We start from the raw sequence: 16,257 nt of genomic DNA, 5'->3' as shown, positions 1-16,257 counted from the left end.
GCTCCTAAGCTGTCTGGTTTGTTGTGATGGAGCCGGCCGCCGTTGCCCGGATTGAGTCTTTGAGGGACTCCGTGAGTTTGTTGATCACCTGGGAGGCCTCGAGGGCGTCAGCCTCGCTCCAATCCGCCAGGTAATCGCGCAGTCTCACGCTGCGTTGTTCTTCGAATTCGTGCAGTTTTGCTGCACCTTTTTCAGTGAGGGCCAAAAGTTGCGCCCTGCCGTCCGCTGGATCAGGACGCCTGATCACGAAGCCCAGGTCTTCCAGTTCAGCGACGTGCCTGCTGAGGACCGGTGCGCTGACTCCCAACCGGGTGGCCAGGTGCGTTGCGCGGGTCTCCCCCTCGCCAATGAACCTCATGACGCCCTGCACGGCCATTCCAACGTCCGGAACTTTCGCCATATGCGCCGTCACCACGCAGCGCAGCGTCCGTTGCAGGTCGAAAATCTGATGGACAAGATCGGTGGCTGTGGCCGAACCGACGGACATGGACAACACCCCTTTTTTGTTTGCCTAAAGCAACTATAACCCAGATTGATTGCTTTGGGAAACTAAAGATGGAGTCGCCTCCCGTCGTTGCGGGGCCCGCTCTGCGCCCGACTCACCCGATTTGGGGCGCAGAGCGGGCCTCACAACGCAGAAAGCCCCCGCACGGATGACCGTGCGGGGGCTTTTTTGTGGGTTCTAGTCCAGGTGGGTGGGGGCAAACATCTTCAGGAGCGTTTCAACCACGACGACGTTGGGACCGTCCGCGGCGAATGACTCCTTAAGGGCGTCCCCCACTTCCTCCGGGGATACCCGGCGGGCCGGGACGCCGAAGGACTCCGCCAGCTTCACGAAGTCAGGGCGGGCGAGCTCGGTGGCCGTGGCCTGACCGAAGGCACCCACCATGTACTCGCGCAGGATGCCGTATCCGCCGTCGTCCACGATCAACCAGGTCACCGGGACGTTGTGCTGCTTGGCGGTGGCGAGTTCGGAAATGGAGTACATGGAGGAACCGTCACCGGATACTGCGAGCACACGACTCGGCTTGCCCGTGGTCTCCAGCCCCACGGCACCACCAATTGCTGCCGGGAAACCGTAGCCCAGGCCGCCGGCGCCCTGGGCGGAGTGGAACTGCCCATCGCGGGCGTCCCAGCAGGACCAGCCCCAATACGCCGAAATGGTCATGTCCCAGAACGTCTGCATGCCGGCGGGAACAGCCTCACGGATGTCCGCCATGAACTTCAGTTCCTTGGCCAGGTCCTGCGACTCCAGGCGCGCTTTGACCTTGGCCAGGGAGTCCTTCACCACGTCCTCCGGGCTGGTCCCGTGCCAGGAACGCTCCGCAGCGGTGGCGGCACCCGCTGCCGTGAGGGCTTCGTCCAGGGCTGCCAGCGCCTGCCCGGCATCGGCACGGATGCCAAGTCCGGGCCGGTTGGATTCCAGGACACGGGGCTCGGCGTCAATCTGGATGATGCGGCCGCGGGGTTCGAACGTGAAGTAGTTCGACGTCACTTCACCCAAGGACGAGCCAATGACGATCAGGACGTCGGCGTCTTCGAGGACATCGGTCATGTACCGGTCCTCAATCCAGGACTGCAGGGACAACTCGTGGGTCCACGGAAACGCACCATTGCCACCAGGAGTACAGATAACCGGAGCGCGCAGCTGCTCGGCAATCGAGAGCAACGACTTCTCAGCCCGGCCACGGCGCGTACCGCCGCCGGCGATGATCGCCGGACGTTCCGCCGTCGAAAGCCATTTCACGGCTTCCCGGACCAACTCGACGCGCGGCGGGTTATCAAACGCTTCAGCGAGCGCGTCCTCAACCGGCGGGACCATGATGGGATCCAGGAGGACGTTCTGCGGGATTTCGATCCATACCGGCCCCTGCGGCGAGGAGATAGCTTCGGTCCAGGCGTCCTGGATGGCGGACGGAATGCCGGAGGCGTGCTGGATCAACCGCTGGCTCTTGGTGACGTTTGCCGCCGAGGCCTTCTGGTCATCAAGCTGGTGGAGCATGCCCTTGCGGCGCGCGCCCAGGCCGTCCAGCGGGATCTGGCTGGCCACAACCACCATGGGAACACCGGTAGCGTACGCCTCCTGCAACCCGGCCAGGGACGTCAATGCCCCGGGGCCCGTGCTGAGGAACAAGACTCCTACCTCGCCGGTGGCACGTGAATAGCCGTCCGCCGCGAACGCAGAGTTGTTCTCCACCCGCGAGGAAACAAAGTGCAGGTTGCCGCGGCCCATCGCGTCGAAAAGACCCAGGGCATGCTGGCCGGGGATACCGAAGACCGTCTTGGCACCCAGCGCTTCGAGGGTCTCCACTACGAGGTCCCCGCCGTTGCGCTGGTTGGCACCGGAGTCCGTGGTACCGGCTGCGGCGCCAGGTTCGACGTCGATCATCGCCGGTCCCCTGCAGTTCCGGTTGCCTGGGCTACTTCTTCCAGGCGTGCACCGAGGGCCTGCTGCGCGTAGCCGTTGGGGGTGCCGCGGCGGTCGCCTTCCACAGCGTTGTCCGCCATGAGGGTCACGAGTTCGTAGGCCACGTGGCTGCCGGCAACGCCGGTTATTTCGGCATGATCGTAAGCAGGAGCAACTTCCACGATGTCCGCACCCACGAGGTTCATGCCACGGAAGCCACGGATGATCTCCAGCAGTTCACGGCTGCTGATGCCGCCGGCTTCCGGGGTGCCGGTGCCGGGTGCGTGGGCCGGGTCCAGGACGTCGATGTCCACGGAGATGTAGAGCGGGCGGTTGCCGATGCGATCACGGATCTTGGCCACGGTCTCCAGGACGCCTTGGTAGTAAACGTCAGCGGAGGTGACAATTCCGAAGCCGAAGCGGTGGTCGTCGTCGAGGTCCTTCTTGCCGTACAGCGGGCCGCGGGTACCCACGTGGCTGATGGCCTCGGTGTCCAGGATGCCTTCCTCCACCGCGCGGCGGAAGGGGGTGCCGTGGGTGTATTCGGCACCGAAGTAGGTGTCCCAGGTGTCCAGGTGCGCGTCAAAGTGCAGCATGGCGATGGGCTCACCGGCACGCTCGGCGGCCGCGCGGAGCAACGGGAGGGCAATGGTGTGGTCTCCGCCGAGGGTCACCAACTTGCTGCCGTTGGCCGTCAGGTCCATGGCGTTCTGCTGGATGGTTTCAATGGCTTCATTGATGTTGAACGGGTTCACGGCCATGTCACCGGCATCGGCAACCTGGATGTTCTCGAACGGGCTGACGTCCCATGCCGGGTTGTAAGGGCGCAGCAGTCGGCTGGCTTCACGCACATGGTTGGCGCCGAATCGCGCGCCCGGGCGGTAGGAAACGCCGGAGTCGAAGGGGACGCCAACAACGGTGACGTCAGCCTTGGAGACCTGGTCCAGCCGGGGAAGACGGGCGTATGTGGCGGCTCCTGCGTAACGCGGGATACGGGACGAATCGATAGGGCCAAGGTTGCCGTTGGCCTCAATGCGGAGCTCTTCCAAAGTGCGCCACTCCTTAGTGGATCGGGGTGAATCAGTAACTGTGACACCCATCATACACTTTAAGTTGCCTTATATGCATCACATGTTTACAACATGGGCAATCGTTTGAGACGCCGGTCACAGCGGGCGTTAAGATTCCATAAAAACCCGGGTCCCGGCGTCGTAAGCGGCCATACGCTCCTTTCGGAAGCAGCACCATGCTGCGCGAAAGGACACCGTGACCACCCTGTCGAGGCCTCCGGCCGACCCGGCCAACCGGCCCAAGAATTCCTTCAAACTCAAGGCTTGGCTCCTTGAGGGAATGCCGGACACCTCGGGCAAGCAGCAGGGTCCACACGGCCGCCCCTCCGAGTCGCACAAGCCGCAGGCCTGGTGGAAGGTCATGTGCCTCACGGGCCTGGACTATTTCTCCACCCTTGGTTACCAACCGGCCATCGCAGCATTGGCCGCCGGTCTCCTGTCCCCGCTGGCTACGCTGCTCCTGGTGGTCGCAACCCTGGCGGGCGCACTGCCCGTTTACCGCAGGGTGGCCAGGGAGAGCCATCGCGGAGAAGGCTCCATTGCCATGCTGGAGCGGCTCCTCCCCCGCTGGGGCGGCAAACTCTTTGTCCTGGCGCTGCTGGGATTCGCCGCCACAGACTTCATGATCACCATCACCCTCTCCGCCGCGGATGCCACGGCCCACCTGATTGAGAATCCGTTCGCCCCCGATTTCCTCGAGGGCCAGCAGGTGGTCATAACGCTCGCGCTGATCGCCGGCTTGGGAATCGTGTTCCTGCGGGGCTTCAAAGAGGCCATCAACGTTGCCGTGGTGTTGGTGGCGGCCTTCCTGGCGCTCAACCTGGTGGTCATTGTCATTGCGATCGGCCACGTCTTTACCGAAGCGCACGTCATCTCCGATTGGTGGACGGCCCTGACCACCTCCCACGGAGACCCCATCATGATGGTGGCGCTGGCGTTGCTGGTGTTCCCGCGCCTGGCACTGGGCTTGTCCGGATTTGAAACCGGTGTGGCCGTGATGCCGCAGATCAAGGGCAGCCCCTCAGACACCGACGCCAACCCGGTGGGGCGGATCAAGGGGGCCCACAAGCTCCTGACCACCGCCGCGATCATCATGAGCTCGTTCCTGATCACCTCCAGCTTCACCACCATCATGCTGATCCCCGCTGCGGAGTTTCAGCCCGGAGGCAAAGCCGACGGCCGTGCCCTTGCCTACCTGGCCCACAAATACCTGGGCGATGGCTTCGGCACGGTGTACGACGTCAGCACCATTGCCATCCTCTGGTTCGCCGGCGCCTCCGCCATGGCAGGGCTCCTGAACCTGGTCCCGCGGTACCTTCCCCGCTACGGCATGGCTCCCGCCTGGGCCCGTGCGCTCCGGCCTCTGGTGCTGGTGTTCACGGTGATCGCCTTCATTGTGACCATCATCTTCAAAGCAGACGTCAACGCCCAGGGCGGCGCATATGCCACCGGCGTACTGGTGCTGATCACCTCCGCGTCGATCGCCGTGACACTCTCCGCGCGACGCAAAAAGCAGCGCGCACAGGTCATCGGCTTCGGAGTGATCTCCCTGGCTTTCATTTACACCACGGTGGTCAACTCGATCGAGCGCCCCGACGGCCTGAAAATTGCTGCCTTGTTCATCCTGGCCATCATGGTTGTCAGCTTCATCTCCCGCATGCGGAGGGCCTTTGAGCTCCGGGCCACCTACATCAAAATGGATCAGAAAGCCTTGGAGTTCACTGCCGATGCAGCCGAGGGGCCGGTCCGGATTATTGCCCACGAACCCAAGCGTCTCAGCGCCGACCGGTACCGCGAGAAACTCCAGCACGCCCAGCAGGCCAACCATCTGCCCGTGGACTGCGACGCGCTGTTCATCGAGATCATCGTGGACGACAGCTCGGACTTCGAACAGGAACTGCAGGTGGTGGGCAAGGAACGGCACGGCTTCAAGATCCTTGAAGTGCACAGCAACAACGTGCCCAACACCTTGGCCGCGGTACTCCTGCACATCCGCGACGTCACCGGCTACATGCCGCACATCTACTTCCGCTGGACCGAGGGCAACCCGATCTCCAACCTGAGCAAATTCCTGTTCTTCGGAGAAGGGGAAATTGCACCCGTCACCCGCGAGGTGCTCCGGGAAGCCGAGCCGGACATCACGCGCCGGCCTTGGGTCCACGTGGGCTGACGCGGCCTCCGCTGCGCCGCGCTCCACTCGCTGGAAGTAGACGCCCCTAGCGGCTGGCTGCCGGAACCAGGATCCAGAGCACCTCTACGGTCTGGTCCGTGGGGTTGATCCAGGTGTGCGGTTCGCGCCCAGGGAAGGAGAGGGTATCCCCTTCCTCGAGGTCGTACTCCTCGTTGGTCAGGATGAGCTTGAGCCTGCCCTTCACCACATGGAGCACATCCACGTCGCAATCCACCGCATAGAGCTCGTTTTCCCCGCGACCCCTGGGCTCGATGGTGGCTTGCAGTATCTGCAGGCGGCGTTCGGAGCGGGCCGTCAGCAGCCTCTCCACGATGCCTTGGCCACCCAGGGAAATCCGTGGGCCATCGTCACGTTTGGTCAGGTGCGTTTCCGGTGCGGCAAACAGGTCACCCACGGAGACGGAGAGTACTTGGCACAGCGTCACCAGGGAGGCCACCGACGGAGAGGTGAGGTCCCGTTCCACCCTGCTGAGGAAACCCTTGGTCAGCCCGGTGGCGTCCGCGACCTGTTCAATGGTGAGCCGCTGCGCCTGCCGGGCCGCACGGATTCTGGAACCGATGGCAACAGGGACGTTGCTTGGTTCAACGGGGAGAGCCTTCATTCACGAACCTTTCAGGCCTGTCATGTGGCCCTGTCATTGGAGCAATAGTAGCCGGACGGCACCGTCCGGCCGCCAGAAACTGCCGAACCGTGACTTCGCGTTCTTGACTGTTACTCCGGTCACAACATATCCTCAGGGGCAACAAGTGTTGCTTCTCAGGCATACGAATCCCCATCTCCCATCATCAGCACGGAGACTTCGACCCCCTTCGCGGAGTATCGTCGGAATTCCCCGCTCCGTGCATCAGCTCCAAGGACCGTTCATGGAATCTTCGGCAATAAACATCGCAATCGTGGTGGTTTACCTGATCGCCATGCTGGCGTTCGGCTGGTGGGGCAAGTCCCGCACCAAGAACAACAGCGACTTCCTGGTGGCCGGCCGCCGCTTGGGCCCCTTCCTCTACACCGGAACCATGGCCGCCGTGGTCCTTGGTGGCGCCTCCACCGTCGGCGGTGTTGGCCTGGGCTACAAGTTCGGCATCTCCGGAATGTGGCTGGTGGTGGCCATCGGCGCCGGCGTCCTCCTCCTGAGCCTGCTCTTCGCGGGAACCATCCAGCGCTTGAAGATCTACACGGTCTCCCAAATGCTCAGCCTTCGCTACGGAAGCAAGGCCACACAGACCTCCGGCATCGTGATGCTGGCCTACACCCTGATGCTTTGCGCCACCTCCACCGGCGCCTACGCCACCATCTTCGTGGTGCTCTTCGGCTGGGAACGGTGGCTCGCAATCGCCGTCGGCGGCGCCATTGTGCTGGTTTACTCCACCATCGGCGGCATGTGGTCCATCACCCTGGCCGACCAGGTGCAGTTCATCATCAAGACCGTGGGTATCTTCTTCCTCATGCTGCCTTTCGTCATGAACGCAGCCGGCGGCATGGACGGCATCCGTGCCCGTTTGGAGGACAGCTTCTTCCAGATCGACGGCATCGGCATCCAAACGATCATCACCTACTTCGTCGTCTACACACTGGGCCTTCTGATCGGCCAGGACATCTGGCAGCGGGTCTTCACCGCCAAGACCCCCACGGTGGCACGCTGGGGCGGCGCAACCGCCGGTATCTACTGCATCCTTTACGGCATCGCAGGCGCCTTCATTGGCCTGGCCGCCCGCGTGGCGCTCCCGGACATTGATGTTGCCAATCTGGGCAAGGACGTGGTGTACGCCGAAGTTGCCACGCACATCCTGCCGGTGGGTATCGGTGGCTTGGTCATGGCTGCCGCAGTTGCTGCCATGATGTCCACGGCTTCCGGCGCCCTGATCGCCGCCGCGACGGTGGCCCGCGCCGACGTCGTTCCTTTTGTTGCCAGCTGGTTCGGCAAGACCATCAACACCGATGACACCGAGAACCCGGAGCACGACGTCAAGGCCAACCGTTACTGGGTCCTCGGCCTGGGCATTGTGGCAGTCCTCATTTCCATGGCCGCGCAGGACGTGGTGGTGGCCCTCACCATCGCGTACGACATCCTGGTGGGCGGCCTGCTGGTAGCCATCCTGGGTGGACTGGTGTGGAAGCGCGGAACCGGAATTGCGGCTGCATGGTCCATGGCCGTTGGCTCCGTACTGACCCTGGCCCTGTTGATCATGTTCGCAGTGGGCGCGATTCCCAGCGAGGACGGCGTCTACGCCAACGAACCGATCTACTACGGCCTTGCGGCGTCGTTCCTGGTGTACGTGGTTGTGTCCCTGCTGACCCCGCCCACCGATGCTGCGGTCCGCGCAGCCTGGGACGCCCGGGTTGCCGGCGCCGTTTCAGAGGAGCTCCCGCCGGAAGCGCATCCGGTGGGCAGCCACAAGTAACAAGCACGACTCAACAGCAACGCTCGACGGCGGCGCTACCCTTGCGGGGGTGGCGCCGCCTTCTTTGTTGGGACGCCGTTCCCAGGATTGAGTCAGTCGTCCCGGTCCTCCCCGCGGAATTCCTCGGCCTCGTCCAGCGGGACCGCGCGGTCGTCGTCCTCCGGCGCATCCACTTCCTCCACCCAGGGTTCATCCACTTCCTGGTCCTCGGCGTAGTCGTAGGCAGGGTCGGATTCCACAGTGGTCCGCACAGGATGGTTGGCGTGTGATTCGGTGGTGTTCATGGTGCAACCTCCGTCCCAAGGTCCGCGGGCGGGGAGGACTCCCCGCCTCCTGTCCTTCCATCTTGGGCACCCGGTCCAGCGTGGGTCAAGGGGGCAAAAAATTAAGGTGCGCCGAACATTCCTGCTAAGGAATACCAGCCAAAAAACCCCGGAAATAAGCGGTACAGTAGGGCGTGCAATGGGGCCGTGACCAGCCCATCAAGCACAGGAGAAAACGTGCAAAAGCACCCGGAATCTTCCACCACACCCAGCCCGGACCGGGAAGAAACCCCCACCACAGAAGAAGCCAACGATCCGTCGTCGTCGGACATCAGGCGCTGGCGCCAGTACTTGGCCGATGAGCGGGCAGAAGCTGCTGTATACCGCCAACTGGCCCAACGCCGCGACGGCGAAGAGCGCCAGATCCTCCTTGCCTTGGCCGAGGCGGAGGGCCGCCACGAGGCCCACTGGCTCAAGCTGCTGGGCGAACACGCCGGCATGCCCAAGGCAGCATCAGCCCGCAGCCAATTCCTTGGCTTCCTGGCACGCAACTTCGGTTCCGTGTTTGTCCTGGCCTTGGCGCAGCGCGCGGAAGGCCGGTCCCCCTACGGTGCCGAGCCCGCTGCGACCCCCGCCATGGTGGCCGACGAGCAAATCCACGAAGAAGTGGTCCGCGGCCTGGCCACCCGGGGACGGAACAGGTTGTCCGGAACTTTCCGGGCAGCAGTTTTCGGCGCCAACGACGGTTTGGTCAGCAACTTGTCCCTGGTGATGGGCATGGCCGCCACCGGCGTGCCCAGCCCGGTGGTCCTGATGAGCGGCGTGGCAGGCCTTCTTGCCGGTGCCTTGTCCATGGGTGCGGGCGAATACGTCTCGGTGCGGTCCCAACGCGAACTTCTCAACGCCACCCTGCCAACCCAGGCCACGCTGACCGCTGCACCGTCGCTGGATATCGAACACAACGAACTGGTGCTGGTGTACCGGGCCCGCGGCATGACCCAGGAGGCTGCCGAACACCGTGCCGCCGAGCGCATGGGACTGTTCAGTTGTGACTGCGACCCCAGCCTGTCGCTCCAGCCGGAGAGGCCGGATGTGGACGATCACGAGTCTGTGGGCTCGGCCTGGGGAGCAGCACTCTCAAGCTTCTGCTTCTTCGCCTCCGGTGCGATCGTGCCCATTCTGCCCTTCATTTTCGGGATGACGGGTGTGGCTGCGCTGATGGTGGCCGGTGTCCTGGTGGGCATCGCACTGTTGGCGACCGGCGCCGTCGTCGGACTCCTGTCCGGAACGTCCCCGCTGAGCCGTGGGCTCCGCCAACTGGCGATCGGCTTGGGCGCTGCTGCGGCGACCTACGGGCTGGGGCTGCTGTTCGGCGCGGCGATCGTCTAAAGCTCCGATCGTCCAGGTTTGGACGGTTCCCACAGCAGCCCGTACTGTTGGTTCGTTCTCCCCGGCTGCCCCGCTCGACTCGATCAAGCACGGCTCGATCAAGCACGGCTCGATCCGGCATGAGGCGGGCAGGCATTTGGCGAGCAGGCGTGAGGAATGGAGAACCGTGGACCCGGAGCCGGTAGAGGCACGTGCGCCCAAGCACCGCCGCTCGGGTACATCGTTGCGTATCCTCCGCGGCCTCCTGCTGGCCGGCGTTGCCGCGGTGGTGGCAGTCCTGGTGAGCGGCTACCTGCACGGTGATCCGCGGATCACGGCCTTGTTCCCGGGGGCCGGGCTGCCGGGTGCAGCACCTGCCGGCCAGAGTGCCGCCAAAACCGGACGAGCGGTTGACGCGCCGCCGCCCGGGCTGGAGGAGGAGGACTCGCCGCTGGTCACCCCCTCAGCGCCCGCCGTCACCAATGACTCCTACAAGTTCCTGGCGACCAACGACGGCGGCGCTCCCGTTGGTTACTCCCCCTGCCGTCCGCTGCATTATGTGGTCAACAACGCCAATGCCCCTGCCGGATCGGACGAATTGCTGTCCACGGCAATCGCCAACATCTCGGCGGCCTCCGGGATCCGGTTCGTCAACGATGGCACCACGGATGAGCAGCCCGTGGAGCGCCGCGAACCCTATCAACGTGATAAGTACGGTGACCGCTGGGCACCCCTCCTGATCGCCTGGACCACGCCCTCGGTGGCGCCGGCCTTGGAAGGGACCGTGATCGGTACCGGCGGAAGTACCACGTACTCGCTCAACAACGGCCCCAAAAGCTACATCACCGGCAACCTTGAGCTGGACACCCCGCAGGTGGCCGAGCTCCTGGCCGCGAACGGTGCGGACTACGTGCTGGCCGTGATGCAGCACGAACTGGGGCATGTGATGGGCTTGGACCATGTGGACGATCCAGTCCAACTGATGTACCCGGAGATCGGGGCTCCGGACGGACTGGCAGCGGGCGACCTCACCGGGTTGCATCTTCTGTCCTCTGCTCCCTGCCGCAAGGACATCTAGTCCGGAACGAACACGCAGGCCCGCAGATCGGGCCGCCATGGACTGGGCGGCCCGGCGGACCTATGCTGACGGTGAAGGCCGACGGCGGCGCCCCACCACCCGCCGCAGCCTCAACGTCAGGGGGTTCCATGGAACCTGGCCGGCCACCGGGATGGTCACGCCCTGATATTCCACGGCCCGGGTACCTTCCGCCGAGTACCCGCCCACCGGAGCCTCTTCCCGTCCGGGCACCGATCAAGCACACCAGCATCGTGGCGATCGTTTTCCTTTTCGGCGTCCTGGGCCTGGTGTGCGCCGGAGCCTATTTCAGCGGTGAACTGCAGCAGATGCTGACTGGTTCCGCGGCCACCCGCGGCCAGGAAGCCCGCCCGGGTTTGGTCCCTTTCGGCGAGCGCCAGGACCCGCCGCCCGGCTTGGAGGAAGCGGATGCACCACTGGGCGCGCCCGCACCGCTGCGCAAGCCCAGCAACGATTACAGGTTCCTGTCCCTCAAGGAGGACGGAACGCCGCTGGCCTATTCGCCCTGCCGGCCCATCCACTATGTGGTGAACGCGGAGCTGGCTGACCCTTCCTGGCAAGCCATGGTGGAGGAGGCGGTACGAAGGACGGGCCAGGCTACCGGGCTGAAGTTCATTTATGACGGGCCGAGCACCGAAGCCCCCACTGTCAACCGGCCCGGCTACCAGCCTTCCAGATACGGGGACCGGTGGGCGCCGGTCCTGATCGCATGGACCACCCCGGAGCAGGTGCCCAGGCTGGCGGGCCAAACCGTGGGATTGGGCGGCAGCTCCTCCATTGGCCTGAGCAATGGCTTTAAGCGTATGTCACGGGAACGGTTTCCCTGGACGCGCCCCAGTTCGCGGGCATCGTGGAGAATCCGGGCGGGAAGGAGACGGGTACCGCGGTGATCATGCACGAGTTGGGGCACGTGGTTGGCCTGGATCACGTGGACGACCCCCGGCAGCTGATGTTTGATCAGGCCTCTTGGGTCCAGGATTATGCGTCCGGTGACCTCACGGGCTTGGCGAAGCTTGGCCAAGGCCCCTGCAGCAAGGATTTTTGAGGGATCTCACCCCTGCCGGGCGAGGACATCCACGGCCTGGTCCACGGTGTCCACCAGGAAGATCCGGTCCTGCATGGGTTTGTTGACGGCCAAACTGGTGAGCATCTGCCACGCCGGCAGTGTCTCCTCCCAGTATCCACGTCCCACCAGGACCATGGGTGTGATGGTCTCCGGCGTTCCGTAGTAGTTCTCGCAGGCGTCCTGGAAGATTTCCTGGACCGTCCCCGCAGCTCCGGGCAGGAAGACGATCCCGCCGTTGCACAGTTCCAGCAGGATTGCTTCCCGGACAGCGTTGGCGAAGTACTTGGCAATGTGGGTTGAGAACAGGTTGGGAGGTTCGTGCCCGTAAAACCAGGTGGGGATGCCCAGCGTCGGGGTTCCCTGCGGGTAGCGTTCGACGACGGCGGCGGCCTTGCGCGCCCAAGCCGACACTGACGGCCTGAACCCCGGTACTGTGGCGAGGTCATCCAGGGCGGCGGCGAATCCGGCGTCGGGTGTTCCGCTGAGGTAGGCGCCCATGTTGGCCGCTTCCATGGCCCCCGGCCCACCACCGGTAGCCACCGTGAAACCGTCCCGGGCAAGCAGCCGGCCCAAGCGGGCAGCATCGGCATAGTCCTGCGCTCCCCGCTGGGCGGAGTGGCCGCCCATCACTCCCACCAGCCGGCTGCCGGAGAATGCGCCATGGTCCAGGGCCTCGTCCAGGGCATCACCGATGGCGTGATCGTGCAGGGCTGCTGCCAGGGTGGCGTCCAGGCTCTTCCGTTGGCCTGGAAGGATGCTCCATTGGTAGATCTGTGCGTCAGGTGTGGATTCGTAGGGTGTGGAGGAGATGTCCGCATACAGTTCGGCGGCGGTGTAAAGGCCGCCACGGTAGGGGTCGAAGGGGATGCCGTGCAGTTTGGGAAAGATCAGTGCTCCGCGGCGTCGCAGGCTCTCTTCCACGCCGTCGTCAAAGGTGCAGCCCAGGAAAACCGCGCCCTGCGGGTTGAGTGCTTTGAGCTCCCGGGAGTGCCCGCGCAGGTCCAGCGACTGCGCGTGCCACCCGTGCATGGTGGCGGCTCCCTGCCCTACCAATTGCTGGAAGTGCGCCAGGCTGCCGATGTCCAGTGTCCGCGGGCTGGGATTCAACGCTCCGGAACGATTCATGATCCCAGCGTAGTGTTGGGCACCCCGGTGTAGCGGGAAGCATGGAAAGACCCTTTTCAGCGGCGGGGGGTTGGAGTACATTAACCATCAGTGCACCGCTCCAGAGCCTTTGGAGCAGGACAGGCAACACCGAAAGTATGACGCCACGCGGCGTTGTTTAGTTTGCCGGCTGGGGGGCCCAACAGTTGCTCGAGGAGCATTGCTGTGGACCGTCCAAATTCAGCCACCCGTCGTCACCTTCCTTCCCTTTCGCCCGCCCGTGGCTTGCGCCGCCGGGTTGTGGGTATGTTCCTCGGCATCACCGTGGCCGCTGGTGGGCTCATCGCCACCACAGCCCTCCCGGCAGCCGCGGCCGTTCCGCCGTGTCCCGGCACGGGCGGAGCCATGCAGGTGGTGGCGCACACCGACGATGACCTGCTGTTCCTCAGCCCCGATTTCATGCGGGACATCCAGGCCAAACGGTGCGTCCAAACGGTGTTCACCACTGCCGGGGAAGCCGGCGAGGGTGCCTCGTATTGGAGGGGCCTGGAAGCCGGCATTCGCGCCAGCTACGCGAAAATGGCGGGCGTGGCCGACTCCTGGACAACCTCGGATGCCGGGGTTCCCAACCGTCCGTTGACCAAGCAGACCCTCAACGGGGCCCCCAACGTTTCGGTGGTGTTCATGCGCCTGCCGGATGGTTTCCCGGATGGTGACGGCAGCGCAGCCTACAACGCCCAGAGCATCCTGAAGCTGTGGGACGGGCGGCTCTCCAGCATCAGGCCGGTGGACAACGCGGCAACGTTCACCAAGTCCCAGTTCCAAACCGCCTTGAACCGGCTGGTGGCCAATTTCCAACCCACAACTTTCCGCTCGCAGGACTGGACCGGCAACTTCAACAATCCCTATGACCACAGCGACCACTGGGCTACGGCCAAGTTCGCGCAGCTTGCAACCCGCAGTTACACGGGACCCCACACGTCCTCGGCCTATGACGCCTATGTCATTGACGAGTACCCGCAGAATGTCACCGGCGCTGAGCTGAACGCCAAAGTGGACACTTTTGTGCGCTTCTCAGACTTCGATATGTACATCTGCAGCAGCCCCGGAGAAGGATGTCCGGACTCGCCCTACGATGAGTGGCTGAAACGGCAGTACATCACGGCGATCGAGTGGACCGGGAATGCTGCCAAGGCCGCGGGCGCAACGGTCACGGCCTCCTCCCAGAAAGCGGCTGCACAGAGCCCGGAGAAAGCACGGGACGGCTACGCATGGGGAGCCCCCATGGACGCCAACCGCGAGTGGGTCTCGGCCGGTGAAAAGGCAGGAAGTTGGATCCAGTACAACTTCTCCCCCACCCAGACCATCAGCGCCGTCAACCTCGCCGACCGGCCACTCCTCACCGACCAGATCACCGGCGGCAACCTGCAGTTCTCCGACGGCAGCACGGTTCCCGTGCCGGCCCTTCCCAACAACGGATCCGGCCTCACCATCAACTTTCCTGCCAGGACCGTGAGCTCCGTTCGCCTGAATATCACCTCGGTCAGTGCCAGTACCACCAACGCGGGCCTGGCCGAATTCGAAGCCTTCCTAGGCACCGATACCGTGGCTCCGGTGGTCACCGCCACACCCGCCGGCGGGACCTACGCCTCCGGGCAGACAGTCACCCTGTCCGCCAATGAGACCTCCACCATCTACTACACCGTCAACGGCACCACGCCCACCACGGCCAGCAGCAAATACACCGCTCCGCTGACCCTCAGTGGCCCGTTGACCCTGAAGTACTTCGCGGTGGATGCCGCCGGAAACTCGTCCGCAGTGGTCACCCAGACCTACTCCACGGGCCCGGACGTTACCAAGCCGGTGGTCACCGCCAACCCGGTGGGAGGCCAGTTGGCGCCAGGCAGCAAGGTAACGCTGACCGCCAACGAACCCGCCGAAATCCGGTACACCACCGACGGCACCGATCCACTGACGGCCGGACTGGTCTACACAGCGGCCATCCCCTACAACGGTCCCGGCCCCATGGCGTTGAAGTACTTCGCCCGTGACACCGCCGGCAACGTATCGGACGTCGTGACGCAAACGTACACAGCACCGCCGGACACCACCGCGCCCACGGTGACGCCCAACCCCACCGGGCGTGCCCTGGCCAGCGGAGCCACCATCACCCTGACCGCCAACGAGCCTGCCGCCATCTACTACACCACCAATGGCAGCACTCCCACCGCCACGGAATCAGCAACGAACATCAAGTACACCGGGCCCATCACCATGGGCAGCTCCACCCTGGTGCTCAAGTACATCGGGGTGGACACGGCCGGCAACACCTCCGCCGTGGGAACACAGACCTACACCGTTCCCGCAGCCGGACCGCCGTCGTCGCACGATTTCAACGGTGACGGAAAGTCGGATGTCCTCGCGGCCGATACCGCCGGGAACCTGTACCTCTACCCCGGAGACGGCGCCGGTGGCCTGCTGCCCCGCCAGGTGGCGTTGCCTGCACCCGCGTGGTCCGGCATCACGGACACCATCACCCCCGGGGACTTCAACAAGGACGGCAAACCTGACCTGTTGGCACGCGCCGGAGATGTGCTCTGGTTCTACCCGGGTGACGGCGCAGGCAGCTTCGGTGCACGCAAGCAGGTCAGCACCGGCTGGAGCACCATGACCCAGCTCTTCTCCCCCGGCGACTTCAGCGGCGACGGAATCCCCGATTTCATCGGCCGGCGCAGCAACGGCGAGCTGCGCCTCTACGAAGGAAACGGGACCGGCGGGCAACGCACCCCCTACACCGTGGGCTGGGGTTGGGACGTCATGAATTCCATCATCAGCACCGGAGATTTCAACGGCGATGGCAAGGGCGACGTCCTGGCGCGGCGTGCGGATACCGGCGCACTATGGCTGTACCCGGGAGACGGCGCCGGGGGCTTCCTGCAATGGACGCAGATAGGAACGGGCTGGGCAACAAGAACCGCCCTGGCCGGCCCGCGGGACCTGAGCGGTGACGGCGCCAACGACGTCCTGGGCCGTATCGGAGACACCCTGTGGCTCTACCCCGGAACCGGCGGGGGCACGCTCAGCAATGTGCCGCCCACCAGCCTGGGTACCGGTTGGCAGTCGATGAGGATCATCGCCTAGCCAACCCCATGAACCTGGCGCGGGCTGGAGTTTTCCCCCAGACTCTTCGGTCCGCGTCAGCCACCTTGAAGAAAGCCCGACGTCGGCACTCGCGGTGAGTGCCGGCGTCGGGCTTTCTCTTGGGGGATGTGAGAGAGGAACGGTGGAAACGC

The 16,257-nt window shown here is 64.4% G+C and carries 13 protein-coding genes; 7 read left to right on the top strand and 6 right to left on the bottom strand.

Going from position 1 to position 16,257, the window contains the following annotated elements; translation table 11 throughout:
* Positions 1 to 4: 4 nt before the first annotated feature.
* The 3 genes from JOE60_RS04775 to speB all read right to left on the bottom strand — a co-directional run bounded on the left by JOE60_RS04775 (position 5) and on the right by speB (position 3,456).
* Complete coding sequence (locus JOE60_RS04775; protein ID WP_167264506.1) at positions 5 to 487, bottom strand: MarR family winged helix-turn-helix transcriptional regulator; 483 nt, start codon at positions 485 to 487, stop codon at positions 5 to 7.
* A gap of 195 nt (positions 488 to 682) precedes the next feature.
* Positions 683 to 2,389, bottom strand: coding sequence for a thiamine pyrophosphate-binding protein (locus JOE60_RS04770; protein WP_167264505.1), 1,707 nt, complete (start codon positions 2,387 to 2,389; stop codon positions 683 to 685).
* Entirely contained in the window at positions 2,386 to 3,456 is a 1,071-nt protein-coding gene (speB, locus tag JOE60_RS04765) for an agmatinase (RefSeq protein WP_167264504.1), read from the bottom strand. The genes JOE60_RS04770 and speB overlap by 4 nt, the downstream gene beginning before the upstream one ends.
* A gap of 217 nt (positions 3,457 to 3,673) precedes the next feature.
* Here speB and JOE60_RS04760 point away from each other — a divergent pair, with 217 nt between their 5' ends.
* Entirely contained in the window at positions 3,674 to 5,647 is a 1,974-nt protein-coding gene (locus JOE60_RS04760) for an APC family permease (RefSeq protein ID WP_167264503.1), read from the top strand.
* A gap of 46 nt (positions 5,648 to 5,693) precedes the next feature.
* Here JOE60_RS04760 and JOE60_RS04755 read toward each other — a convergent pair whose 3' ends face one another.
* On the bottom strand, positions 5,694 to 6,269 hold the full coding sequence (locus tag JOE60_RS04755; RefSeq protein ID WP_167264502.1) for a helix-turn-helix domain-containing protein: 576 nt from the start codon (positions 6,267 to 6,269) through the stop codon (positions 5,694 to 5,696).
* Positions 6,270 to 6,531: 262 nt separating this feature from the next.
* Here JOE60_RS04755 and JOE60_RS04750 point away from each other — a divergent pair, with 262 nt between their 5' ends.
* Positions 6,532 to 8,067: a sodium:solute symporter family protein gene (locus JOE60_RS04750; RefSeq protein ID WP_204814835.1), complete on the top strand. Its 1,536-nt coding sequence runs from the start codon at positions 6,532 to 6,534 to the stop codon at positions 8,065 to 8,067.
* A gap of 92 nt (positions 8,068 to 8,159) precedes the next feature.
* Here JOE60_RS04750 and JOE60_RS04745 read toward each other — a convergent pair whose 3' ends face one another.
* Positions 8,160 to 8,351, bottom strand: a complete 192-nt coding sequence (locus JOE60_RS04745; protein ID WP_167264500.1) for a hypothetical protein — start codon at positions 8,349 to 8,351, stop codon at positions 8,160 to 8,162.
* A 216-nt stretch (positions 8,352 to 8,567) separates the two neighbouring features.
* Between JOE60_RS04745 and JOE60_RS04740 the strand changes: the two genes are divergently transcribed.
* The 4 genes from JOE60_RS04740 to JOE60_RS18295 all read left to right on the top strand — a co-directional run bounded on the left by JOE60_RS04740 (position 8,568) and on the right by JOE60_RS18295 (position 11,839).
* Positions 8,568 to 9,719 carry a VIT1/CCC1 transporter family protein gene (locus tag JOE60_RS04740; protein ID WP_167264499.1) on the top strand — a complete coding sequence of 384 codons (1,152 nt, stop codon included), beginning with the start codon at positions 8,568 to 8,570 and terminating at the stop codon, positions 9,717 to 9,719.
* 166 nt (positions 9,720 to 9,885) lie between these two features.
* Positions 9,886 to 10,776, top strand: coding sequence for a matrixin family metalloprotease (locus JOE60_RS04735; RefSeq protein WP_314322925.1), 891 nt, complete (start codon positions 9,886 to 9,888; stop codon positions 10,774 to 10,776).
* A 251-nt stretch (positions 10,777 to 11,027) separates the two neighbouring features.
* The gene (locus JOE60_RS04730; RefSeq protein WP_239528814.1) at positions 11,028 to 11,684 is read left to right on the top strand and encodes a hypothetical protein; all 657 of its coding nucleotides are present in this window, start codon (positions 11,028 to 11,030) and stop codon (positions 11,682 to 11,684) included.
* 2 nt (positions 11,685 to 11,686) lie between these two features.
* Complete coding sequence (locus JOE60_RS18295) at positions 11,687 to 11,839, top strand: matrixin family metalloprotease (RefSeq protein WP_338112540.1); 153 nt, start codon at positions 11,687 to 11,689, stop codon at positions 11,837 to 11,839.
* A gap of 6 nt (positions 11,840 to 11,845) precedes the next feature.
* Here the strand turns inward: JOE60_RS18295 and JOE60_RS04725 are convergent, their stop codons facing one another.
* Positions 11,846 to 12,985 carry an LOG family protein gene (locus tag JOE60_RS04725; RefSeq protein ID WP_167264498.1) on the bottom strand — a complete coding sequence of 380 codons (1,140 nt, stop codon included), beginning with the start codon at positions 12,983 to 12,985 and terminating at the stop codon, positions 11,846 to 11,848.
* Between the two features lie 204 nt (positions 12,986 to 13,189).
* On the opposite strand from JOE60_RS04725, the gene JOE60_RS04720 reads away from it, so the two are divergent.
* The gene (locus tag JOE60_RS04720; protein WP_338112521.1) at positions 13,190 to 16,105 is read left to right on the top strand and encodes a chitobiase/beta-hexosaminidase C-terminal domain-containing protein; all 2,916 of its coding nucleotides are present in this window, start codon (positions 13,190 to 13,192) and stop codon (positions 16,103 to 16,105) included.
* Positions 16,106 to 16,257 lie beyond the last annotated feature (152 nt).

It is taken from the genome of Paenarthrobacter ilicis, assembly GCF_016907545.1.
GTDB lineage: Bacteria > Actinomycetota > Actinomycetes > Actinomycetales > Micrococcaceae > Arthrobacter > Arthrobacter ilicis.
Note: the sequence above shows the minus strand (reverse complement) of the source record. Positions and strands in the feature narration are given on the sequence as shown.